Genomic DNA, 23,194 nt, shown 5'->3' with positions numbered 1-23,194 from the left:
TGCTGTGTTATTCATGCCTTCCTAAGGCAATACAATTTCTGCCCTGCCTTTTTGCATAATACAGCGCACTATCCGTTGCTTTAAAGAAATCGACATGGTTAGTTTTTTCGCCATGTTTTACCGTATGAACTCCCATACTCACAGAGAGAAAGCCAGTAAAACTATCTTCATGAGCTATCGCTAAATCTTCAATAGATTTTTGTATTTGTTCTGCAATAAAGAGTGCACCTTGATTATCTGTTTGTGGGAGTAAAACAACAAACTCTTCTCCGCCATAGCGCGCTACAAAGTCTTCAGGACGACTGACTGTTTCTGCTAGCTTTTGCGCTACGCTATGTAAACACTTATCCCCTGCAATATGACCATACCTATCATTAAATTTTTTGAAATTATCTATATCAATAATGATCATAGAAAGTTGAGTATTTACTTTTATCAGTTTTTTAAATTCAGCATGTAATTTTTCGTCAAAACGGCGTCTGTTGGCAATTTTAGTCAATGAGTCTAAAAAGGCCATATCGCTGAGTATCTCTTGGGTTTTCAAACGCTCCGTCGCATCGTTAAATACAGCAATAAATTCACTTTCTACACTAATACCTGACACTTGCATTATCACTTTCGAACCATCTTTACATACAATTTGATAGTCATTAGCAGGAATATCGTCATTATTTTTATTTGCCTGCGCTAAAGACTCACCCCACATCGTTTGAGCAGACTCTCTATAACTAGGCTCAGGATACGCGACCTTCCACCACTGTTTTAAATTAGGGATATCATCAATTGTATAGCCAAATACATCTACAAAGCGTTGATTAAGCTTTAAAATATCGCCGGTTACCATACAAACATTACACACGGGCAAAGGCAAAATAGTAAATAATTTTGCATAATGGCTCAGCTCATGTTTTCGCATTGGATGTTCAGTTGCACTACTAACAAAACGCTGCTGCTCAACGTGTTTCATTTCAAGAGAAGCATTCATAGTGGCAACAAAATGCCATTCTAACCACCACTTTTCTAGCTGCTTTAAAATGACTTGTTGAAAGGGATTAATAAAGTCTAAAGAATGTTCAATGAGCCTAAATAGCGCTGAAATAGGGTTGGGTTCTTCAAAGCGGTAAGGGCGAGGAACCCTAATGGTTTGATAAAACAGTTTGTAAGCTGATTCTTTAACGTTATGTGGTAATTGTTCTGCTACTAAGCAATCATCGCGTTGTACCTTTGTTGATAACTCAACAACGTAAGATTTTACCTTTTGTGCTTGAGAAGCATAATTCATATATTCATTCCATTGACTATATTATAAATACTTATTTGAGTGTTTATTCAATTTAAACTCATCTAAAGGTATTGCATAATCATTTGGTTGTAAAGGTTTGTTAATGAACAATAATAAATATATTCTTTGATATTCTATAAATAGTACTAACACCTTAAATAAACAACATTTACTCATCATTTATAACTTAAATGAGTGTTTATAATTTAATGGTCTGACATCTAGGACCTGTTGTTCTTTGCAAATTAAAATGTGTTCAAACAAAGGGGCTATAATATCACCACAAAATGTCTAATCTAATCGGCTAAGTAAAAATCGACTAACAAAGAGTAAATCATCCCTAACCAACATAAAAAAAAGCAACAAAATCTATTCAATAGCCCTTCCTCTCTTTAAGCACTTACAAAATACATGCTATAATCGCGGCCTTTCCAAGTTAACAGTAATCTGTATAAGCGAAATTATTCATGAGCGAAAATAGTCACATTAAAGTCATCGTTGGTATGTCCGGCGGTGTTGATTCTTCTGTATCTGCATATTTATTAAAACAACAAGGCTACCAAGTAGAAGGCTTGTTTATGAAGAACTGGGAAGAAGATGACAATGATGAATATTGCGCTGCCGCTGAAGATTTAAAAGATGCCCAAGCTGTCTGTGACAAATTAGGTATTGAACTTCATACCGTTAACTTTGCAGCGGAATACTGGGACAACGTATTCGAATACTTTTTAGCAGAGTACAAAGCTGGTCGCACACCTAACCCAGACATCATGTGTAACAAAGAAATTAAATTTAAAGCCTTTTTAGAATTTGCGGCTCAAGCACTTGGTGCTGACTTTATAGCAACGGGCCACTACGTGCGTCGTGAGCTCAGAGATGATAAATATGTTATGTGCCGTGGCCTAGATGATAATAAAGATCAAAGCTACTTTTTGTACACATTGAGTCATGAACATATCGCGCAAACGCTGTTCCCTGTCGGAGATATTGCCAAGCCAGAAGTGCGCCGTATTGCTGAAGAGCAAGATTTAATTACCCACGATAAAAAAGACAGTACTGGTATTTGTTTTATCGGTGAGCGTAAATTTAAAGATTTCTTACAAAAATTCTTACCTGCTCAACCTGGTGTTATTGAAGACACAGATGGTAACAACGTTGGTGAACATGAAGGTTTAATGTACCACACCTTAGGTCAGCGCAAAGGCTTGTTAATTGGTGGTATGAAAGAAGGCTCAGGCGAACCTTGGTATGTTGTAGACAAAGATGTTGAACGCAATGTATTGATTGTGGGCCAAGGTAAAAATCACCCTCGCCTTTACAGTAATGGCCTAAATGCCAACCAATTACACTGGGTAGATCGTGTTGGTCCTCAAGGTACTACTCGTTGCACCGTAAAAACACGCTACCGTCAAGAAGACCTAAGCTGTACCTTGTTAGTCGGTGAAGATGGTATGGCACGCGTATTATTTGATGAGCCACAAAAAGCGGTAACCCCAGGACAATCTGCGGTATTTTACGCTAATGAAGTGTGTTTAGGTGGTGGTATTATTGACTCGGTGATCAAATAATGAATCAACATCAAGTCATGGCGCTTGCTGCCATGTGCCAAGTGGCTAAGCAAGTTCAGAAGGTTGCCCAATATGGCCGCGCTGATGAACAAGATTTATCGATTTTATTATCAAGTATTGTACAAACCTCGCCAGCTTCCCCAGAAGATGTTTATCAAGGTGAACATAACTTACGTGACGGCTATAAAACATTGATGGCACAACTGAGTGCCGGTGCTCAAAAAGATGTAGAAATAGTCAAATATGTAGGTGGTTTAATGCAGTTAGAGCGTGCGCTTAGTGCTAACAGTAAAAGCCTCAATGAATTAGGTAAACGTATTGATGATATTCATCGTCGTTTAGATCATTTTGCTATTACCGATGACAGTGTTGTTGCCGGTTTAGCAGATATATACTCGTCGGTGCTAAGCCCCCTTGGGCACCGAATTCAGGTTTATGGTAAACCCGAGTTATTAAAACAGCAGCTCACGCAAAATAAAATCCGCGCATTACTTTTAGCCGGAATTCGCAGTGCAGTATTATGGCGACAAATGGGCGGCAAACGTCGTCATTTCTTTTTTGCGAAAAGAAAAATTCTCGCCATAGCTAAAACAAAAATTTAATTATCGTTCAAACTAAAATTTAGGAGTTATTATGGAGCTTTCAGCGTTAACGGCTATCTCTCCGGTTGATGGTCGCTACGGCAGCAAAACCACTGAACTACGCAGTATTTTTAGCGAATTTGGATTAATCAAATACCGCGTAACCGTTGAAGTGCGTTGGTTGCAAGCGTTAGCTGCAGCAAGCGAGATTAAAGAAGTCCCCGCTTTTAGCGACGAAGCAAATGCGCTGTTGAATGCAATTGTAGATAACTTCTGTGAAGCTGATGCTCAGCGGGTTAAAGACATCGAACGCACGACAAACCATGATGTTAAAGCCGTAGAGTATTTACTAAAAGAAAAAGTAGCTGATAATGCTGAGCTACACGCAATTAACGAATTTATTCACTTTGCCTGTACTTCTGAAGATATTAATAACCTATCTCATGGTTTAATGTTAACTGAAGCGCGTAACCACGTCGTTTTACCTTATTGTGATGAGTTATTAAGCGCCATTAAAGAAAAAGCAATTGAGTACAAAGCCATTCCAATGATGACTCGTACACATGGACAGCCTGCAACGCCTTCGACTATGGGTAAAGAGTTTGCAAATGTTTACATGCGTTTAAAGCGTCAACGTGACCAAATTGCACAAGTAGAAATGCTAGGTAAAGTAAACGGTGCTGTGGGTAACTACAATGCACATCTAAGTGCGTACCCTGACTACGATTGGCATACCCACGCCGATAAGTTTGTAACTAGCCTAGGTTTAACACTCAACCCGTTTACCACGCAAATTGAACCGCATGATTACATAGCAGAGCTTTTTGATGCAATTGCACGCTTTAATACCATTTTGCTCGATTTTGACCGCGACATGTGGGGCTACATTGCACTTAATCACTTTAAGCAAAAAACCATTGCCGGTGAAATTGGCTCATCAACTATGCCACACAAAGTGAACCCGATTGATTTTGAAAACTCAGAAGGTAATTTAGGCTTAGCCAATGCTATCTTTGGTCATTTAGCACAAAAACTACCTGTGTCTCGCTGGCAACGTGATTTAACTGACTCAACCGTATTACGTAACTTAGGTGTAGGTATGGGTTATGCGGTAATTGCATACCAATCAACCCTTAAAGGTGTAAGCAAACTTGAAGTAAACGAGCAACGTTTGGCAGATGAGCTTGACCAAAACTGGGAGCTGCTCGCTGAACCAATTCAAACCGTTATGCGTAAATACGGTATTGAAAAACCATATGAAAAGCTAAAAGATTTAACCCGTGGTAAACGTGTAAATCAAGAAATTATGGCTGATTTCATCGATGGTTTAGACCTTCCAGAAGCTGCAAAAATTGAAATGAAAAAACTAACGCCGGCTAACTACATTGGTCGCGCTGTTAAGTTTATTGATGATTTAGTTTAATCACTCAAATCTACTAATATAAAGCGAAAGGTACCTGCCTTTCGCTTTTTTCATTTAGGTCTTAACGTTATAGGCATTCTATGTATCAATTAAAAATAAATGAATTATCAGAGCAAGCGTTTTTAAGTCAATATTGGCAAAAAAAACCACTGTTGATCAAAGCTGGTTTTAAAGATTTTCAAGACCCACTTGATGCGAATGAACTCGCAGGCCTTGCTATGGAAGACAGCATAGAATCGCGCATTATTACTAACCACAATCAACAATGGCAATCGCATCAGGGACCATTTGACGATTTTGAAATACTCACTGATCAGCACTCGACACTACTCGTGCAAGCAGTGGATCATTGGCACCCAGAAGCTGCTCAGTTACTTGAACCTTTTCGCTTTATACCTAATTGGCGAATAGATGATTTGATGATCAGCTACTCAACCCCAGGTGGCGGTGTTGGCCCACACCTAGACCAATACGATGTATTTATTATTCAAGGTGAAGGTAAGCGCCATTGGCGGGTAGGATTACCCGACCCAACACTAAAACAATTTGCTCAAAATAAAACATTACTGCAAGTTGAAGCCTTTAGTGCAGTAATTGATTGTATTTTGGAGCCCGGTGATATTTTATATATACCACCCGGTTGTCCTCATGAAGGCTATGCGGTTGAAAATGCACTCAACTATTCAGTCGGTTTTAGAGCACCTAATCAACAAGATTTACTTTCAAGTTTTGCTGATCATATTATCGACACAGAAAGCGGCCAAAAAAGGTATACCGACCATACCCTCGCCCTGCGTGATTCCAAAGGTGAGCTAACCCAAAGCGAAGTCGATAAAGTAAAAACGTTAATGCAAGCATTGCTAGAAGACGAGAGTTTATTTAAACACTGGTTAGGTAATACCCTTAGCCAACCTAAGCATGATATGGACTTAGCCCCTGAAGAAGACCCATTTAGTGTCGAACAAATACAACAACTGCTTGAAAACCAAGTAACATTTGAGCGTTTAGGGGGCACACGTGCTATTTATCAATGTATGGATACAGAGTTACTTCTGAGTATCAATGGCGAAAACTACGCTTTACCCTTATCAGATTTAGAAGCGGTAAAACAGCTTACTGATTTTATTGAATTTGATAGCAGCGTGCTTAATGCAACCACACCTAGCCTAGATTTTATCGAAACTTTTACTACACTGGTTAATGAGGGTATTTGGTTTAGCTAGGAGGAGGTCATGGTTTATACCGTTGACAAAGTTGATTGGCAAAGTGAAAAAAGTCAACTGCAACATATAAGGGAGCGAGTGTTTGTATATGAGTTACATATTCCTAAACGTATTGAGTTTGATAACTTAGATGCACTCGCTCAACATATTCTGGTCACCGATAATATGCACTCACCTGTTGCCACAGGTCGATTATGTAATGATGGTTTAATTGGTAGAATCGCCGTATTGCCGCAGCATCGCAACCGCAATGTTTATAAGTCACTGCTTAATTTCATTGTTAAATTAGCAGCGGAGCAAGGTATTGAAGCAATCAGTATTAATTGTATTTTAAACGAAGTAGAACGATTCAAAAATAATGGGTTTACTGTGCAAGGCCACGTCTTTATGGAAGCAGGTATCCCAAGGCAACGTATGCAGTGCCCTATTGCATGCTTTGAAACACGACCATTTACTTTAGTGCATTAACGAAAAAACGAGCCACTTGGCTCGTTTTTTTCTTTATTCTTGTCGGTAATCTTTGAAAAAACGCTGCATTTTCATCATTGCACTCGATAAATCATCTTTATTAGGTAAGAACACCAATCTAAAATGATCAGGCTCTGGCCAGTTAAAGGCGCGCCCATGTACTAACAATATTTTTTCTGCTTTTAACAAATCAAACATCATTTGTTCATCGCTTTTAATATTGAATTTAGCGGTATCCACTTTAGGGAAAGCATAAAGCGCCCCTTTAGGTTTTTTACAACTAATTCCATCAATCGCATTTAAGCCGCGCCAAGCAATATCACGTTGCACATATAAACGCCCACCGGGGTCAATTAAGCTATCAATTGACTGAACGCCACCCAATGCTTGCTGAATTGCATATTGTGCGGGCACATTGGCACAAAGACGCATTGAGGCAAGAATATCTAAGCCTTTAATTAAATCTGTCATTAATGCGGTGCGGCCACTTAGTACCATCCAGCCCATTCTCAGCCCAGCAGCACGGTATGTTTTAGCTAAGCCATTAAAGGTGATGATAGGGAGATCATCGCATAATGAACCAATAGAAGTATGGGTAACGCCGTCGTATAGAATTTTCTCGTATATTTCATCGCTTAACAGCAAAAGCTTGTGCTCTCGAGCAATATTGATCAACTCTTCAAGTAAAGCGTCACTGTACACAGACCCAGTTGGGTTGTTGGGATTAATCAGCACTAATGCTTTAGTTTTAGAGGTGATTTTACTCTTAATATCATCAATGTCAGGAAACCAATCTTGCTCTTCATCACACAAGTAATGAACCGGATTACCACCTGCTAATTTTACCGAGGCTGTCCAAAGCGGATAATCTGGAGCGGGAATTAACACTTCATCATCATTATTCAACAGTGCTTGAGTAACCATTTGGATAAGCTCACTCACGCCGTTGCCAATGTAAATATTATCAACGTCTAAATTGTGTAAGCCACGCTGTTGGTAGTGCTGATAAATAGCAACACGCGCAGAATAAAGACCTTTAGAGTCACAGTATCCTTGAGCTGAATATAAATTACGGATGATATCGCGATGCATATCTTCAGGCATATCAAAGCCAAATGCGGCGGGGTTGCCTATATTAAGCTTTAATACCTTTTGGCCCTCATCCTCCATTTTTTTAGCTTGCACTAAAACGGGACCTCGGATGTCATAACAGACGCCGTCTAATTTATGACTCTTTTTTATTTCTGACATTGTTACCTCTAAAGAGCAAGTTAGCCATTAGACTAACGCAATAAAGCCGTGAATTACTAGGAAAATTAAGCGCTTAAAACTGAAAAAAATTCACGTTAACACTCTTTTTTATTACTATTGAAACGCGTTTAGCGCCCAGCTAACCATGCATTTAGTTTTGCTTGTGAACCAGTAACTTGCGCCATTAATCCATCGGCTGCATTAACAGCCTGCTCGTCATTCCCGTTATTTAAATTATATTCAATTAAACGAGCAACTTCGGCTAAACTTGCCGCACCAAATTGAGCGGCGTTTGATTTAAGGCTATGAGAGTGACGAATAGCAGCCTCTTTATCTTGCCCAAGCGCAGCAATTGCTTCGTTACCCAATCGCTCAAATTCCGCACAACAAAATTCCAGCGTATCTGGAAATTGTTCACCTAATAGCGATTCCATACTTTCTAAAGCGGATTCGTCAATATTGATCTCTGTCATATTCATGCCCTTCAATACGGTCCATCGATTTTCTTCTTATCTCTTACTCTATATCTAAGCACAAAAAAAACCAACTTTATTAGTGCAAAAATGTATAATTACGGCAAATGTACCAACGAAATAGTGTATTCAATGGCACGTCCTCTTTGTAAACAGTGTAACTTTTCGCTAAGCACTTGTATTTGCAGCGCAATTACCCGTGTTAATAACCAAACACAGGTTATTATTTTGCAGCACCCCAGTGAAGCAAAAGTTAGCAAAAATACGGCGCAGCTATTAGCTTTGGGTTTAACCCACTGTAAAATTATTAGAGGCGAAAATAATCAGGACTTCGCCTGTTTACAAAACCTGCCTATAGAATCGAGCGTATTACTCTACCCAAGCGAGAGCGCCGTAAAATTAGACCGACCGAATAGTAAAGAAAATCTACAAGAGATTACGCATTTAATTGTGATTGATGGTACATGGAATAAAGCCTTTAAAATTTTGCAATTAACCCCGTTATTACAACAGTTTAAAACGGTAAGCTTTAGCCATATTCCCACCAACCGTTATGCTATTCGTAAAGCCCCTAGAGCAGATAGTTTATCGACACTAGAAGCAGTAGCACATAGTTTATGGCTCATAGAAGCACTAAACCCTGCGCCCTTGTATGGTTTATTAGAGGAATTAATAAAAAAACAAACCCAACACATGCCCGCTCACGTAAAAGCACGTTACTTGTAATGTATGAGCTGAAATAAAATAACCAATGCGTAATACCACATCTCGATTAAAACGCGGTTTTTCTCGCCAAGGCCCCGACTATCGTTTTGACGATCAAGTCGATTTTAATGATATAAGAACCACTTTTGGTTTTCGTTCTATGGTGGTTGGTAAATGGGTTACTAAAGAAGAGCGCTTTATTAGTGCCAACTTAATTTATGATGCGCTGGCTGATTTAGCGCAGATTTTGCATTTACCACCCACTGCCATTGGCCTGCGTGGCAAACTTAATTTCGCTTTTGGTCACGGTGGACAAAAAGGCGTGCAAGCACATTATAATGCGTATGACCAAACCTTAGCACTGGCTAAAAATGCAGGCGGTGGCGCTTTAGCCCATGAATGGTTTCATGCTTTTGATCATCATATTAGTGAGCATTTGTTTAAATCAAAAACCCGCTTTGGTTTCGCTTCTAAGTTATGGTTATCACACTCTCCCGACTTAAGCCATCCACTTAATGATGCACTTAATCAATTTTATAAACAGGTGTTTTTAGAGCAAAGCGGCGAACATGCCAATGAATTTGTAAATAAATGCATTGCGTTTGATAAAGCGCATAATCAGCAGTATATGAGTATGCCAGAGGAGCTTGCTGCTCGGTGTTTTGAAGCTTGTATCAATGAACATCAAACAATCAAAAACAGTTTCTTAGTCGGCGGGTTAAGCAATAATAATTTAATTTATCCTGAGCTAAAACACACGTTACACGCCAATGAAGCGCTTAACCATTATTTTCAACTACTAGGTTATGCGCTTCATCAACTAGAAAAATAAGCTATTGTTTAGCTTAGTTATTTATCGTCACTGATACGGCTTGCTACCGCACTATTCTGATCTTTATATTTTGCATCAATGCGGGTGTTATAAGGGCTTTCACACGGACCGGTAAGTGTTTCAAAACTCATTGCGCCAATTTTCATCATAGGTCTGAGCGCAAGCGGCAGCTTACCCGAGTTATAAAACTCTAAAACAATATTACCACTCCAACCAGGATCGATTCTGTGTGCTGTAACATGCACCATTAAACCCAAGCGTGCCAGCGATGAACGCCCGTCTAACCAACCAACAATGTCTGCAGGTAGGGTTACTTTTTCATAGGTTATTGCCAACGCAAGCTCGCCAGGATGTAGAAAAAACGCTTCGCCTTCAGCTAATACAATTTCGTCGCTCATGATTGATTCTAACGCTTTATTAAGCTGATCTTTTGGACCACTTAAATCAACATAAGCGGCATTATGGGCATGAAATGTTCTAAACTTATTACCTAAGCGAAGATCAGCGGTAACCCCTGAAATCATTTCACTCGTTGGCGCGGGCTCGATAACAATGCGCCCATCGTTTAAGTATTCTTTAATATGTGTATCTGAAAGTCTCATTTTTAATCTTCCGTAATCACAACGTCAATCGCGTTGTGATGTTGTTGATAGTAAAGCGTGCTGGCAATCAATCGTGCGGCCGCGCTGTAAGTTTTGCTAATAACCGCATCTGTATCATCGGCAATCAACTTACCTTGCTCAGAGGATTCTCTGATATCAATTGCAAGCGGAATATGCGAAAGCACAGGCACACCATGCTTAAGGGCTAATTTTTGTGCACCGTCTTTACCAAATACATGGTTGGCCTCGCCGCAATGCCCACAAATGTAATGGCTCATATTTTCAATCAAACCGAGCACTGGCACATTTACTTTATTAAACATAGCAATACCCTTTTGCGCATCAGCAAGCGCTAAGTCTTGTGGCGTCGTGACAATCACGGTGCCACTGGCTGGCACTTTTTGGCTCATGGTTAATTGAATATCACCGGTACCTGGCGGCATATCTACAATTAAATAATCAAGTTCACCCCAATCGGTTTCATTTAAAAGTTGACTAAGCGCGCCTGAGGCCATTGGGCCGCGCCATACGGTGGCATCATCGCTGGGGACTAAAAAACCGATAGATTGCGCTTTAATACCATTGGCATCAAACGGTTGTAATTGTTTATTGTCTTTTGTAACCGGCTCACTGCCAACTAATCCTAACAACATAGGAATTGACGGACCGTAAATGTCGGCATCTAGTATGCCTACTTTTGCGCCTTCATTTTTAAGCGAGCCCGCAAGATTTACAGCCGTAGTAGATTTACCCACCCCACCTTTTCCTGAGGCGACTAAAACAATATGTTTAATGGCTTTAAATTTCGCAGCCTCTTTGAGGTGAACATTAGCCGTTACGTTTACATCAATCTTTAAACGCTCAGTCAAAAATTGAGCCACATGCGGCATTTCAGATTGCGCCGCAAAAGGGAGATTGAGTTTAACCGTAATTGATTTATCAGTGTTTTGAGTGATATCAGCAATGAAATCTTGCTCAATACCCACAGCGAAAGCGGCACTGCGATAGGCCGCTAGAGCAGAAATAATCGGTTGTTTTTGCACCGATTTTGCAGAGAATAGTTTCGACAGTCCAAACATAGCAATAAAATAGCGTTTCTTTGATGAAAAGTGCCACGGAATTATGTAACATTCAGGGCATTAACACCAGTCAATTAGTAAATATCGATAAGCAGTGTGCTCTGTTATCACTTTGCTTATCGATAATGTAATAATTTTCATCTGTTCCTGACTAGGAACGCTTAATTCGGAATGATTATGGCACAGCGAAAGATCCTGATTACTAGCGCATTACCTTATGCCAATGGCCCTACCCATTTAGGGCATTTATTAGAGTATATTCAAACTGATATTTGGTCGCGTTTTCAAAAACTACAAGGCCACGAAGCATACTATGTGTGCGCCGATGATGCTCATGGCACACCTATTATGCTTAATGCGCAAAAGCAAGGGATCACGCCTGAGGAAATGGTAAAAAACGTTAGTATCGAGCGCCAACGCGACTTTGCTGATTTTAATATCAAATTTGATAATTACCACAGTACCCATAGCCAAGAGAATAAAGAATTTAGTGAGCTTATTTATAACCGCCTTAACGATGCCGGTCATATCAAAAAGCACACTATTTCACAGTTATTCGATCCAGAAAAAGGCATTTTTCTGCCAGATCGCTTTGTTACTGGCACGTGTCCTACATGTAAATCAGAAGATCAGAACGGGGATAGCTGTGATGCCTGTGGCGCAACCTACAGCCCAACCGAGCTAATCAACCCACGCTCTGTTATGTCGGGTGCTGAGCCTATCTTAAAAGATTCTGAGCATTACTTTTTTGACTTACCCGCCTTTGAAGACATGCTTAAAGAGTGGCTACACTCAGGCACAATTCAACAAGAAATGGCCAACAAGTTAGATGAGTGGTTTGCCGATGGTCTCCAGCAATGGGACATCAGCCGTGATGCACCTTATTTTGGTTTTGAAATTCCAAACGCACCAGGTAAATACTTTTACGTATGGCTAGATGCGCCTATTGGTTATATGGCGAGCTTTAAAAACTTATGTGATAAACAGGGCATCGACTTTGATGCATTTTGGCAAGAAGGTTCAGACGCTGAGCTTTATCACTTTATTGGTAAAGACATCATCTATTTCCACAGCCTATTTTGGCCTGCTATGTTAGAAGGCGCTCAATTTAGAAAGCCAACTAATGTATTCGCCCATGGTTTTGTTACGGTCAATGGCGCAAAAATGTCTAAATCAAAAGGCACGTTTATTAAAGCGCGTACTTATTTAGATAACCTAGACCCAGAATTTTTACGTTACTACTACGCAGCTAAACTTAATAGTGGCATTACCGATTTAGATTTAAACCTTGAAGATTTTGCACAACGTGTAAACTCAGACTTAGTGGGTAAAGTAGTGAATATTGCCAGTCGTTGTGCCGGTTTTATTACTAAAAAGTTCGACGGTAAGCTGAGCAATACAGTTATGCAACCTCAATTGCTTGCAGAATTCCAAAACGCATCAGCGACAATCACCGAATATTACGAGAACCGTGAATACAGCCGTGCAATTCGTGAAATCATGGCACTTGCTGATAAAGCAAACCAGTTTATTGATAATGCCGCGCCTTGGGTGCTTATTAAAGATGAGTCAAAGCAAGAAGAAGCGCATCAGGTTTGTTCACTAGGACTTAACCTATTTCGCGTGTTGATCACTTACTTAAAGCCTGTACTGCCTGGTATGGCCACAAATGTTGAAGCCTTCTTAAATGATGAGCTTACATGGCAAGGTGTGCAAACTGCACTAATAAGCCACCCTATCAATAAATTTAAGCCATTAATGCAACGTGTTGAAATGGACAAAGTGAATAAAATGGTTGAAGAATCAAAAGAAAGTTTAGTTGCTGAAAAAGACAAAATCGATCCTAATAGCCCGCTTGCGAAAGAGCCTATTAGCGAAGAGATTGAGTTTGATGACTTTGCAAAGGTAGACCTGCGTGTTGCTAAAATTGCCAAAGCAGAGCACGTAGAAGGCGCTGACAAGCTGCTTAAATTAACCCTTGATTTAGGCGGTGAAACTCGCCAAGTGTTTGCTGGAATTAAATCGGCTTACGCACCAGAAGACATTGAAGGTAAATTAACGGTAATGGTTGCTAACCTTAAACCACGTAAAATGCGTTTTGGAATGTCTGAAGGCATGGTACTTGCGGCAGGCCCTGGTGGTAAAGAAATTTACATTCTTAACCCAGACGACGGCTCTGAGCCGGGTATGCGCGTAATGTAATTATTATCGCTTAAAGCCGCTAATATTTAGCGGCTTTTTTTTCATCTGTTATTTAGCTATTCTAATAAGAATTTTTAACGCCGCTATTCTCTGGTTTGCTCCCTGAAAAATAATTAAGCATTATTGCGATTTGGTATTACTGCAACAACTTTTGCTAAGTGAATCACCAAGCTTTGCGAGCTAATATACACAAACCAGTTTATATAGCGCACTTGAGGGTAAAAGCCTTGCCCCTGATTACCATAAATCCAAAAAGCACCAATAATGGCATCAGCCAATGCAGCAAGGAAAAGCCCTAAGCTCACCCACACTATTGATTTGGGTGCGTTAATCCCACCATAGGCAACAACTAATACCAGACCCATAAGTCCAACAGCCGTTATCACTAAGCTATAAACCCCTGTCATAGCTAAAATAGTATCTCCTGCCCCCTCAAGATACATAGAAGAGAACGACGCACTACTTAGCACCAACACAACAACAAAAAAAAGTGCACTTTTTATAAGCGACACCCGGCGTTTTATATTAAAAGCTAACACACAGGCTATAAATAAAAGGCTGTAACCAGGTGCAAAAAATAAGATTGAATCCACTAAGTAATCATGTTTTATCAAGGTACTATAGCGATAATAGTGTTGGGGTAAATTAAAATTAACCACATCACCCGCGATACACAACATAAAAGCGCCACTGCCTAAAAGAGCAATAAAGCGTAATTGTTGGTCTTTAAAACGTTTAAATACACAAGCTGACATCGTTACACTATTAAACACAAGTAAGCAGAGCGAACTCAGTGTCAATAGCATTAAAACACGTTTATTTTCAGGCGCAAGTAGCCCTATTAACATCACAGCTAAAGCGCACAGCCAAGCTATAAAAGTAATAATTTGATGCGGATGTTTTATAGATAAAGGATTAATTGCACTATCCAGCCTTTAAAATTAATAACGTTAACTTAGCAAGTTTTTATCGTCCAAGGCTATTTTTTGTTTTGCATGTGCTGTATTTCTTTTTGTGTTTTAAGCAGACATTGCGCTAACTGTTCGAGTCGAATTGCTTTAATAGCGGCTAATGGATCTTGTGCATTAAGTCCACCAGCATCATGGTTATTTTGTTGGTTTATTATTTTATTCTCATCGTGCTTATTGTGCATATCTTTTCTCTTGAAACTGTTTATCGATTTTAGGCGCGGTACCTTAAGTAAAAAAGTGCTTAAACGCTAAACGATTTACTTGAAAAACACCTGACACCCTGTATATTAGAACCTTCTAATGTTTAGAGGTGTATTATGCGCATTATTTTACTTTTTTCCAGTTTATTTATTTCATCCGCTGCTTTTGCTAGCAATACCGACGATGCACGACAAACCATCAAAGCATTTTCAAGTGATTTAAAACAGGTACTGGTTAGTACTATGAAACAAAGCGGCCCACTAGCGGCAATAAGTGTATGTAATACAGCTGCACCCGCTATCGCTTCACAACACAGCAATAGTCCTTGGCAAATTAGCCGCAGTGCTTTGAAAACTCGTAACTCAGATAATCAACCCGATGCATGGCTCAAAAATGTTTTATTAAACTTTGAACAACGTAAGCTCAATGGCGAGCCGGTAGCAAGCATAGAATATCAAGAGCAAAGACCGGATGGCTGGTATTTTGTAAAAGCGATTCCTACTCAAAAAGCGTGTTTAGCGTGTCATGGCAGTCAGATTGACCCCACAGTTTCTAAAAAAATAGCGACTTTATACCCTAATGATCAGGCAACTGATTTTAAACTGGGTGACATTCGTGGCGCATTTGTTGTTAAAAGGGCCAGTGAAAATTACCAATGATAATTCATTGACGATCAGCTATTAAATTTTACCGCATCGGATGCAATACGCTTTTTACGCCTAACATATAAAGTATGTGGCAGCATAAGTAATTGATTTAATAAAATAGCTAATACCAATGCAAACAACACTGCACTCGCGGTTAAAGGGATACCTAACTTAAAGTTATCAAGTGTATTTTGTAATCTGTCAACGCGCTCAGGGGAGAACATATACAGCATTTTTTGCACTAAATTACCTTGTTCAAAAATAGCCATCCCTTTTTTTAAATCGGCAAATTGCAGTAATGTTTGCTGTTTTTGATTTGCATCGGCTCTAACGCTAGGTTCAGCGTTAGCTAAGTGGCGGTTTATCATCGCTTGCGTGCTAGAAAAGTTATATTGCTTGGCCGTTTTTGCATAGCCATCAACTTGCCACTTGGTCGCATGATACAAGCCCGCTAAATGTTGTTTGTAATGATCACTCAGCTGCGGTAGTTGCAATGAAACAATAAAAGCGCAAGCAAATATTAACTTATCGAACAGGTTAACGATCATAATAATCCCTTGTGCTGCGTTTAATAAAAGTGACTACCGTTAACTATAGCAGGTAGTCGCTTTAGTCTAAATACCATGCGCTGCTGCGCTGTTAATCTGCTTGGTGGAATTGACGATGTAGGGCGTGAACCTGCTCAACAAGTGCTGATACTGGCCCATAAACAGCGACATTAGGAGCAACCGCTTCAATAGGTAACGGGTTAACCGGCGACTTAGTCATTTTGAGCTCGCTAAGCCAGCTAGTTAATTGCGCAGATGAACTGACATACATAATTCGACCTAAACCTACCCATGCGTGTGCTGCGGCGCACATAGGACAATGTTCCCCTGAGGTATACACAGTAGCCCCAGCGCGTTGCTCTGGGGTCATATTGTTGGCTGCCCAACGAGCAATTTCAAACTCAGGATGACGAGTATGATCGCCACCCGCAACACGGTTGCGATCTTCCATACATACATGCCCATTAGCATCAACAAGCACAGAGCCAAACGGTTCATCACCTGCTTCTAACGCTTCTTTAGCTAGCGCTACGGTGCGTTTTAAGTGCGCTAAATCAGTCTCGTTCATAATCTGTAAACTCCTTTACTATCACTTTTGGGGATATTTAGTAACGTGATCTGTTTTTCTACTGCGCTAACCATAACGCTTTGATCCCTGCTTTTGCAACACGTACATCCTCACTGCCATGAGCACCGCCAACTCCCACAGCCCCCACCACAGTATCGTTAATATAAATAGGCACCCCGCCATCCAATATTAAAATGTTTTCATCTAAATAACGAAGGTCTGCTGGAATAGTGCCCTCTTTTATGCCTTTTGCTATAACTGCGGTTTCTCGCTTTTGCGAATTGGCGGTATAGGCTTTTTTATAACTGGCACGAAGAGTATGAACACCGGCACGATGATCGCGAAGTACCGCCAGCGTTTGCCCAGATGCATCCACAACGGTTATTGATACAGCTAAATTGTCCTTGAGCGCCGCTGCAGACGCTTCATTGACTATACGCTGTGCCATTTCACCCGTTAATTGTGCCACCATAGCCACATTTTCAAGCTGTTGATTATGAGTATTTATCTGCATTTCAGTTTGTCCAGCAACAGACGCTAATGAAGAAAGTGATGCAATGAGCGCTGTAAAAATAGCCCGTTTTTTCATGGTTTATTTCCTATTGTTAATTAATGACGTTATATCGCTGAACTGGATATAAAAAATTGAAAATAAACAGACCGTGTTTACTCATAAAAGCTTTCACTAGGAGGGTTAATAGCAGGCTTTGCTTTTTATTAAATACCTTTATTGTGATAAGGCAATGACCCACCCTTTTTTAAAATGATCGTAAGCTAGCAACCCGGCGTAACATTTAACCGACATCTAATCAATTTAAAGGAAAGTAACATGTTTAAGAAAATAGCGTCTGTTCTGACTTTTGTATTAGCAAGTTTAACCCTATCTACAGCAGCTCATGCCGATCACCATGGTATGAAAAAAGATATCGTTGATGTAGCTGCTGCCAATGGTTCTTTTTCAACACTCGTTGCAGCTGTCAAAGCGGCAGGCCTCGTTGATACGTTAAAAGGAGATGGCCCTTTTACTGTATTTGCGCCAACTGATGAAGCATTTGCTAAACTACCAGCAGGTACCGTTGAAAACCTTCTTAAGAGCGAAAATAAAGACAAGTTAACTGCAATTCTTACCTACCATGTGATATCAGGAAAAGTGATGGCTGCAGACGTTGTAAAATTAGACAGTGCAGCGACCGTACAAGGTCAGTCTGTGAATGTAACCACCAATGATGGCTCTGTTATGATCAACAATGCCAACGTAGTAATGGCAGATGTAAAAGCGAGCAACGGCGTGATTCATGTCATTGATACTGTTTTGTTGCCAAAAGAGTAACAATCTAATCTCCACAGCGGAGTAAAATACTAACCCCGCTCACTATTACAAGCACAAAGTATTATTTTCTTTTACTAAATGCCCTCTTTTATACTAGTGATTTTTACACTATATTAAAAGATAATTAAGCGTCTGTTAATATTGAGAAAGTGTTTGTGGAAACAAATAAAAATAATACTACTGTTGAAGATAAACCAACTGAAGATCAAAAGAAGTTTTTCCTCGATTTACTCCCGGGAAAGCTAATTGATATACAATTTAACAATCCCATTCAGGTTCGCTTTAAACTCACTTTAATCGGCTACGACACCGGTAAATATTTAATATTAAAATACCCTGCTCAAGCAGGTAAAAATGATTACAGCGACATTTTAGTTGAAGGTAATGGGGCTATTGTACGTTATATCATTGAAGACGAACGGGGCGAATGTGTTGCTTTTTCAACCAGCATATTAGCGATTTCATTTCGCCCTGAACGATTAATTTATTTAGCTTACCCTAAAAAAATTGAAAGCCGCCAATTACGTGAAACTAGCAGGTTGCCTACACACATTCCGGCCAAAATTAGTTTACATAAAGGCGATATTGATGCTGATAATAAAAGCTTATTGCACGGTTTAATTATTGATATTTCTCCGAGTGGCTGTCGCTTTGCTATTCACGTAAGCTCTGGATTTGTTGCACTAAAAAAACGTCAAGTTTTTGTGCATATACTTTCTCCATTAGACAACGAGCCTGTAATTATTACGTCTTACATTAGGAATAACCAAATGAAAGGCAACCGCCTTAGCGTTGGTATAGAGTTTGATGCTTCAGAGCAAGTTAAGCTTAACAAGCTGTTAGAAGCTTACTCGATTGATATTGATTAATGCCTTAAATAATCCTACCTGCAAAAACAGCAATGGCTAACCAATTTTGCTTAGCCATTGTAATAGTTAGTTTTTTATTCTAAACGCTTCAAAAACCGGTCACTTCTTGGCAAGTAGTAATCATCATAATCAAGCGAGACAATCACTCGCTCTGCCCGACCAAGCAACTCATCACGTGGAATTAATCCAATAACCCGTGAGTCCGCACTGTTATCGCGGTTATCACCCATAACCAGATAATGATCTGCTGCTATTGGTGTTGCCGGAAACTGCACTAAGCTTGCTGCCGATTTGGTAAGCCGTATGGTATGAGCATGCCCCTTTAAGTGCTCAGTTTTATCTAGCCACCGAATACTCTCGTTTAAAGTGCTATAACTTACTTTCTCGCCATTAATGGTCAATTCGTTATTTTGCAATGAAACTATATCACCTGGAGTGCCAATAACGCGTTTTATTAAACGGTTATCCGCCACTTTAGAATCAAATACAATAATATCGCCGGTTTGTGGTTCTGCCAGTCTTAACAGGGATACATGCGTAAATGGTATACGTAAATCATACGCCATTTTATCGGTAAGGATTCGGTCGCCTTCTTCAATAGTCGGTTTCATTGAACCTGTTGGTACTTCGTACCAATCGGCGACGGCACTACGAAACACACTCATTAAAATAATAAAAACGATTAAAGAACGGTTATTTTTCCAAAATTTATAAAGTCGCTTCATGTTTTGTCTCTGCTATAGGTTAAGTATTTATTTGACTGTATAAATGCAGAGCCGTTCAAATGAGTGTGTAACAAAACATGTTTAGGGATAGAGACATGCATAAAACATGTCTCTAAAGATAGTTTACTGCTGGTTTAACTTGTCTTTCGCTTCTTGTACTTTTGCAAAATCTAAACCTAATTCATCCGTTGCTTCTTTAATTAAATGAGGTTGGGTCATTACTACCGCCATCAATTGCTGAAGTTTTTCAGGTGGTATGCCCAGCTCTTGTACTAAAGCCATAGCCATCATTGGGTTTTGGGTAAATGCTTCAAATAATGCCGCTACTTTTTCATCGCTGACATTGTGCTCTTTTAATATTGCAATAATTGGATTCATTATTAACCTTAAAATCGAAATAGTTTGTTAAAGTATATGGCCTCATACAGGGATTAACAATATTAATCCCTGTGGCATTACTTGTTTCACTCTACCAACAATACAACTTTACCTGAGTTTTCATTACCCTCTAAAATGGCATGTGCCTCACTAGCTTGTTGCCATGGCATGGTTTTATAAATATTAAAGTCATACTTTTGATTGGCAATATCATCATAAAAGCGCGCGACAAATGCATCTCTTAACGCACGCTTAAACGCGATACTGCGATTACGTAATGTGGAGGCATGAAACGAAATGCGCTTTTGTAATAAGCGTGCAAAATCGACTTCGGCAAAGCGACTATCTAAAAATGCGAGCATCACAATCTGACAATCCATTGCGGCCACTTTGGCATTTTTATTCAAATAGCGGCCAGAAACCGGATCGACTATGGCGTTTGCACTTAAGTTATGTGCCTTCATATATTCAACAAAATCAGTGGTTTTATAATTAATCACATGGTCAGCACCCAAGCTTTTAGCGTGTTCACATTTTTCATCAGACCCTGCTGTTATTACCACCTGTGCACCGGCACTTTTTGCCATTTGAATAGCCGCTCCGCCTACGCCACTGGCACCGGCATGAATAAGCGCCGTTTGCCCTGATTGTAGTTTTCCTAACTCAAAGAGTGCGCCAAAGGCAGTTAAATACACTTCACTAATAGCAGCACCTTGTGCCATAGAAATATTATCTGGCAATTCCATTAATTGCTGCGCATCTACCGCGACATATTCACTGTACGCACCACCGGCACATAGAGTAAAAATACGCTTATCTTGCCATTTAGGATCTACCTCACTGCCAAGCTCACACACGGTACCTGCACATTCGAGTCCTAGAATAGGGCTATCCCCTTCAGGAGCAGGATACTTACCTTGGCGCTGCATACAATCGGCGCGGTTAACGCCAATCGCTGCTACTTTTACCAATACTTCATTACTGCTAATCTGCGGCTTGTCGGTTTGTTCAAACGTTAATTGCTGATCTTGATGTGAAATGTACTGCATAAATCTCCTCGTATTTTATTCTATTTGATTTTCGCCATACTTCGGCTTCAACTAACTCGTTATTTTCTGTGTAATATATTTAAAGTGTGTAGTGGTTAGTAATTTTATTGATGTAACCTCGGGGTTTTAGCACTGGCAAACACAAAGCCTGACAAAAAAGCAAAGCCAACTAATTTAAACTCATAATACTCCTTTTGGAGTTAACAGCGCCTTAAGCACAAAAATTCAGTGCTGATTTAATCAGTTTATTGGCCTTTGTGGACTAACCTTTGTTCAATTCAGACCGAACTCGTTGGGCAGTACATGTTCTGCATTTATGCTGCGTTATTAGCAATTGCTGGGGAAGCATTGTCTAAAAACACAACTTCAAATTTAACCTTGAAAGATAAACAAAACTATAAATTATTAAAGCGCCAGCTTTGTTTATAAGGATATACATCAGGAAGCTGACCTTGCTCAATACCTTGCTGAGTCATTTTCCAGTACTTTGCCGTAAATAAATCACTATGATAATGATTAAAATGGCTAAAGGCACTGCTGCTGGCACTAAAAAACACCTTAAATTGACTCGGGAATATATCATTTTGGTCTATATCAAAATAAGAATGTGAGCTTATTTCCTCTAACGCGTTGTCAGTATTTGGCACTTCTCTAAAATTACAATCAGTAAGAGGGCAAATTTCATCGTAATCATAAAATACCACTCGCCCCCAACGTGTCACACCAAAGTTTTTCATTAGCATATCACCGGCAAAAATATTAGCACTGGCAAGCTCTTTAATCGCTTTACCATAATCAACCATCACCTGCTGCAGTGATTTACTGGTACATTGACCGATATATAAATTAAGCGGTGTCATTTTTCGCTCAACATAGACATGTTTGAGTATTAACGCTTTACCCGAAATAATTAAGCTATCACCAATGTGTTTTTTCATTTGTGTAAGCAATTCATCACTAAAACGACTTAAATCAAAGGCTAGGTATCTAAATTCATGAGTATCAACTAATCGCCCTACTCTATCAGCCTGTTTTACAAAGTTATATTTATCTTTTACCTGCTGTTTTGTCGCCGTTTTTGGTGCACTAAATTTATCTTTTATTACTTTGTACACATAGTCTAGGCCATCAATTGTAAAAACAAGCATGACCATACCTGGTGTACCTGGCGCTAAATGATATTTATATTGCTCGGGGCTACTTTTAGTCGTGTCCACCTTATAGCGATAAAATTCTGTTTTCGCATGTTTAATAAAACCTATCGCATTAAACAATTCAAACCGTTGTTTGTGAGGCATTAACACACTTAAGTAATCTACATACCTTGCAGGTTGGTCGGTATCTACCATAAAGTACGTGCGCGCAAAGCCAAATAACAAGCTAAGCTGATCAGCGCCCATCATTACAGCATCAATTGTAAGCCCGTCAGGGGTATTTAAAATGGCTATTGCAAAGGGCATATTATCGCCATTTTTAGCAATACATCGTCCTATTACATAACACGCTTTATTGCGGTAAAAGTGTGAATTGGCGTACTCAATATAGCCGTCATTTAAACTTATTAGCTCATACACTTGTCTGCATTGTTGCTGCGCCCCTTGGGTTAACGTTGCTTGTAGTTTAGCTAAGTCCTCGTTTAAACTTTTAAATGGCACTCTAAACACTTGTTCATTAACTAAGGTTTTAACTGCGCTATCAAACCCTTCTTTTAAGGAAATACGACTCACTAATCCTTCATAAGAACGTGGTTGCCCCCGGTACTTTGCTTTTAAGACAAATAAATGCACCGTACGAATTTTTTTATCATCCCAAATAGCGCCAAAAGTAGAATTAAAAAACGTATGTGCAATTGGCTGGTTTTCATGCTCTTTAACCATTTCGCCATAAATATTTTTTGCACGTTGCCATGTTTGTGGACAGTTTAGTTCATCATAGGCAATCACTTTAACGGCCTCACTCACCTGCTTTACTTGACGCTCATACACTTGCAAGCGCGCTCGCATTGCCGCTTGCACCTCATGATATTGGCGTTGTTCAAAGCGACTTTGTGCCCCTAAGGTAATATTTAAGAACTGTGCAAACATAGCTTCAAAGCCAGCAAATACAGCGCGTGCTAACTTAGTAGCTATGAGTTCTTGTATAGGATTGTGGGTAGACGTTAACGACGTGCTAGGCATAGTATAGGCGCTTCTATTTTTAGCAATTATGCTGATTATTTT

At 39.6% G+C, this 23,194-nt stretch carries 25 protein-coding genes; 11 read left to right on the top strand and 14 right to left on the bottom strand.

The window, feature by feature from the left end:
• Positions 1–7 precede the first annotated feature (7 nt).
• Positions 8–1,282 carry a sensor domain-containing diguanylate cyclase gene (locus tag N523_RS0111995; protein WP_028835167.1) on the bottom strand — a complete coding sequence of 425 codons (1,275 nt, stop codon included), beginning with the start codon at positions 1,280–1,282 and terminating at the stop codon, positions 8–10.
• Positions 1,283–1,749: 467 nt separating this feature from the next.
• On the opposite strand from N523_RS0111995, the gene mnmA reads away from it, so the two are divergent.
• From mnmA to N523_RS0111970, 5 genes are all read left to right on the top strand, one after another.
• The gene (gene mnmA, locus N523_RS0111990; protein ID WP_008113585.1) at positions 1,750–2,850 is read left to right on the top strand and encodes a tRNA 2-thiouridine(34) synthase MnmA; all 1,101 of its coding nucleotides are present in this window, start codon (positions 1,750–1,752) and stop codon (positions 2,848–2,850) included.
• Complete coding sequence (gene hflD / locus N523_RS0111985; RefSeq protein WP_008113587.1) at positions 2,850–3,452, top strand: high frequency lysogenization protein HflD; 603 nt, start codon at positions 2,850–2,852, stop codon at positions 3,450–3,452. The genes mnmA and hflD overlap by 1 nt, the downstream gene beginning before the upstream one ends.
• Positions 3,453–3,483: 31 nt before the next feature.
• Entirely contained in the window at positions 3,484–4,854 is a 1,371-nt protein-coding gene (gene purB, locus N523_RS0111980) for an adenylosuccinate lyase (protein WP_024603065.1), read from the top strand.
• 80 nt (positions 4,855–4,934) lie between these two features.
• Positions 4,935–6,077, top strand: coding sequence for a ribosomal protein uL16 3-hydroxylase (locus tag N523_RS0111975; protein ID WP_028835166.1), 1,143 nt, complete (start codon positions 4,935–4,937; stop codon positions 6,075–6,077).
• A gap of 9 nt (positions 6,078–6,086) precedes the next feature.
• Positions 6,087–6,545 (top strand): GNAT family N-acetyltransferase, encoded by a 459-nt coding sequence (locus N523_RS0111970; protein WP_013465047.1) that lies wholly within the window; start codon positions 6,087–6,089, stop codon positions 6,543–6,545.
• A 33-nt stretch (positions 6,546–6,578) separates the two neighbouring features.
• Here N523_RS0111970 and N523_RS0111965 read toward each other — a convergent pair whose 3' ends face one another.
• Both N523_RS0111965 and N523_RS0111960 read right to left on the bottom strand, forming a co-directional pair.
• A complete protein-coding gene (locus N523_RS0111965) occupies positions 6,579–7,796 on the bottom strand; it encodes a pyridoxal phosphate-dependent aminotransferase (protein WP_028835165.1) in 1,218 nt (405 codons plus the stop codon).
• 128 nt (positions 7,797–7,924) lie between these two features.
• Positions 7,925–8,269, bottom strand: a complete 345-nt coding sequence (locus N523_RS0111960) for an Hpt domain-containing protein (RefSeq protein WP_013465049.1) — start codon at positions 8,267–8,269, stop codon at positions 7,925–7,927.
• A gap of 132 nt (positions 8,270–8,401) precedes the next feature.
• On the opposite strand from N523_RS0111960, the gene N523_RS0111955 reads away from it, so the two are divergent.
• A complete protein-coding gene (locus N523_RS0111955; RefSeq protein WP_028835164.1) occupies positions 8,402–8,995 on the top strand; it encodes a tRNA-uridine aminocarboxypropyltransferase in 594 nt (197 codons plus the stop codon).
• 25 nt (positions 8,996–9,020) lie between these two features.
• The gene (locus N523_RS0111950; protein WP_028835163.1) at positions 9,021–9,806 is read left to right on the top strand and encodes a CLCA_X family protein; all 786 of its coding nucleotides are present in this window, start codon (positions 9,021–9,023) and stop codon (positions 9,804–9,806) included.
• A 17-nt stretch (positions 9,807–9,823) separates the two neighbouring features.
• Here the strand turns inward: N523_RS0111950 and dcd are convergent, their stop codons facing one another.
• A complete protein-coding gene (dcd, locus tag N523_RS0111945; RefSeq protein ID WP_013465052.1) occupies positions 9,824–10,408 on the bottom strand; it encodes a dCTP deaminase in 585 nt (194 codons plus the stop codon).
• Between the two features lie 2 nt (positions 10,409–10,410).
• The gene (gene apbC / locus N523_RS0111940; RefSeq protein ID WP_028835162.1) at positions 10,411–11,487 is read right to left on the bottom strand and encodes an iron-sulfur cluster carrier protein ApbC; all 1,077 of its coding nucleotides are present in this window, start codon (positions 11,485–11,487) and stop codon (positions 10,411–10,413) included.
• A gap of 177 nt (positions 11,488–11,664) precedes the next feature.
• On the opposite strand from apbC, the gene metG reads away from it, so the two are divergent.
• Positions 11,665–13,689 (top strand): methionine--tRNA ligase, encoded by a 2,025-nt coding sequence (metG, locus tag N523_RS0111935; RefSeq protein WP_028835161.1) that lies wholly within the window; start codon positions 11,665–11,667, stop codon positions 13,687–13,689.
• Between the two features lie 113 nt (positions 13,690–13,802).
• Here metG and N523_RS0111930 read toward each other — a convergent pair whose 3' ends face one another.
• Both N523_RS0111930 and N523_RS19570 read right to left on the bottom strand, forming a co-directional pair.
• Positions 13,803–14,444 carry a hypothetical protein gene (locus tag N523_RS0111930; protein WP_231485823.1) on the bottom strand — a complete coding sequence of 214 codons (642 nt, stop codon included), beginning with the start codon at positions 14,442–14,444 and terminating at the stop codon, positions 13,803–13,805.
• A gap of 224 nt (positions 14,445–14,668) precedes the next feature.
• Positions 14,669–14,842, bottom strand: a complete 174-nt coding sequence (locus tag N523_RS19570; protein WP_197019873.1) for a hypothetical protein — start codon at positions 14,840–14,842, stop codon at positions 14,669–14,671.
• A 135-nt stretch (positions 14,843–14,977) separates the two neighbouring features.
• On the opposite strand from N523_RS19570, the gene N523_RS0111920 reads away from it, so the two are divergent.
• The gene (locus N523_RS0111920; protein ID WP_028835159.1) at positions 14,978–15,520 is read left to right on the top strand and encodes a Tll0287-like domain-containing protein; all 543 of its coding nucleotides are present in this window, start codon (positions 14,978–14,980) and stop codon (positions 15,518–15,520) included.
• Between the two features lie 14 nt (positions 15,521–15,534).
• Here the strand turns inward: N523_RS0111920 and N523_RS0111915 are convergent, their stop codons facing one another.
• From N523_RS0111915 to N523_RS0111905, 3 genes are all read right to left on the bottom strand, one after another.
• Entirely contained in the window at positions 15,535–16,056 is a 522-nt protein-coding gene (locus N523_RS0111915; RefSeq protein ID WP_028835158.1) for a DUF2937 family protein, read from the bottom strand.
• A 91-nt stretch (positions 16,057–16,147) separates the two neighbouring features.
• Complete coding sequence (locus tag N523_RS0111910; protein ID WP_028835157.1) at positions 16,148–16,624, bottom strand: nucleoside deaminase; 477 nt, start codon at positions 16,622–16,624, stop codon at positions 16,148–16,150.
• 58 nt (positions 16,625–16,682) lie between these two features.
• Positions 16,683–17,213, bottom strand: a complete 531-nt coding sequence (locus N523_RS0111905) for a GlcG/HbpS family heme-binding protein (RefSeq protein ID WP_036950478.1) — start codon at positions 17,211–17,213, stop codon at positions 16,683–16,685.
• A gap of 240 nt (positions 17,214–17,453) precedes the next feature.
• Between N523_RS0111905 and N523_RS0111900 the strand changes: the two genes are divergently transcribed.
• Both N523_RS0111900 and N523_RS0111895 read left to right on the top strand, forming a co-directional pair.
• Positions 17,454–17,954, top strand: a complete 501-nt coding sequence (locus N523_RS0111900; protein ID WP_028835155.1) for a fasciclin domain-containing protein — start codon at positions 17,454–17,456, stop codon at positions 17,952–17,954.
• 155 nt (positions 17,955–18,109) lie between these two features.
• On the top strand, positions 18,110–18,823 hold the full coding sequence (locus tag N523_RS0111895; protein ID WP_013465062.1) for a flagellar brake domain-containing protein: 714 nt from the start codon (positions 18,110–18,112) through the stop codon (positions 18,821–18,823).
• A 74-nt stretch (positions 18,824–18,897) separates the two neighbouring features.
• Here the strand turns inward: N523_RS0111895 and lepB are convergent, their stop codons facing one another.
• From lepB to aceK, 4 genes are all read right to left on the bottom strand, one after another.
• On the bottom strand, positions 18,898–19,548 hold the full coding sequence (lepB, locus tag N523_RS0111890) for a signal peptidase I (RefSeq protein ID WP_028835154.1): 651 nt from the start codon (positions 19,546–19,548) through the stop codon (positions 18,898–18,900).
• Between the two features lie 123 nt (positions 19,549–19,671).
• Positions 19,672–19,926, bottom strand: a complete 255-nt coding sequence (locus N523_RS0111885) for a DUF2999 family protein (RefSeq protein WP_008113615.1) — start codon at positions 19,924–19,926, stop codon at positions 19,672–19,674.
• Between the two features lie 86 nt (positions 19,927–20,012).
• Positions 20,013–20,975 (bottom strand): zinc-binding dehydrogenase, encoded by a 963-nt coding sequence (locus tag N523_RS0111880; protein WP_028835153.1) that lies wholly within the window; start codon positions 20,973–20,975, stop codon positions 20,013–20,015.
• Positions 20,976–21,370: 395 nt separating this feature from the next.
• Positions 21,371–23,152, bottom strand: coding sequence for a bifunctional isocitrate dehydrogenase kinase/phosphatase (gene aceK / locus N523_RS0111875; protein WP_028835152.1), 1,782 nt, complete (start codon positions 23,150–23,152; stop codon positions 21,371–21,373).
• Positions 23,153–23,194 lie beyond the last annotated feature (42 nt).

Origin of the sequence: Pseudoalteromonas sp. 23_GOM-1509m (assembly GCF_000518425.1) — a bacterium.
GTDB classification, from domain to species: domain Bacteria; phylum Pseudomonadota; class Gammaproteobacteria; order Enterobacterales; family Alteromonadaceae; genus Pseudoalteromonas; species Pseudoalteromonas tetraodonis.
The sequence above is the reverse complement of the archived record's forward strand: the minus strand, read 5'-3'. Positions and strand labels throughout refer to the sequence as shown.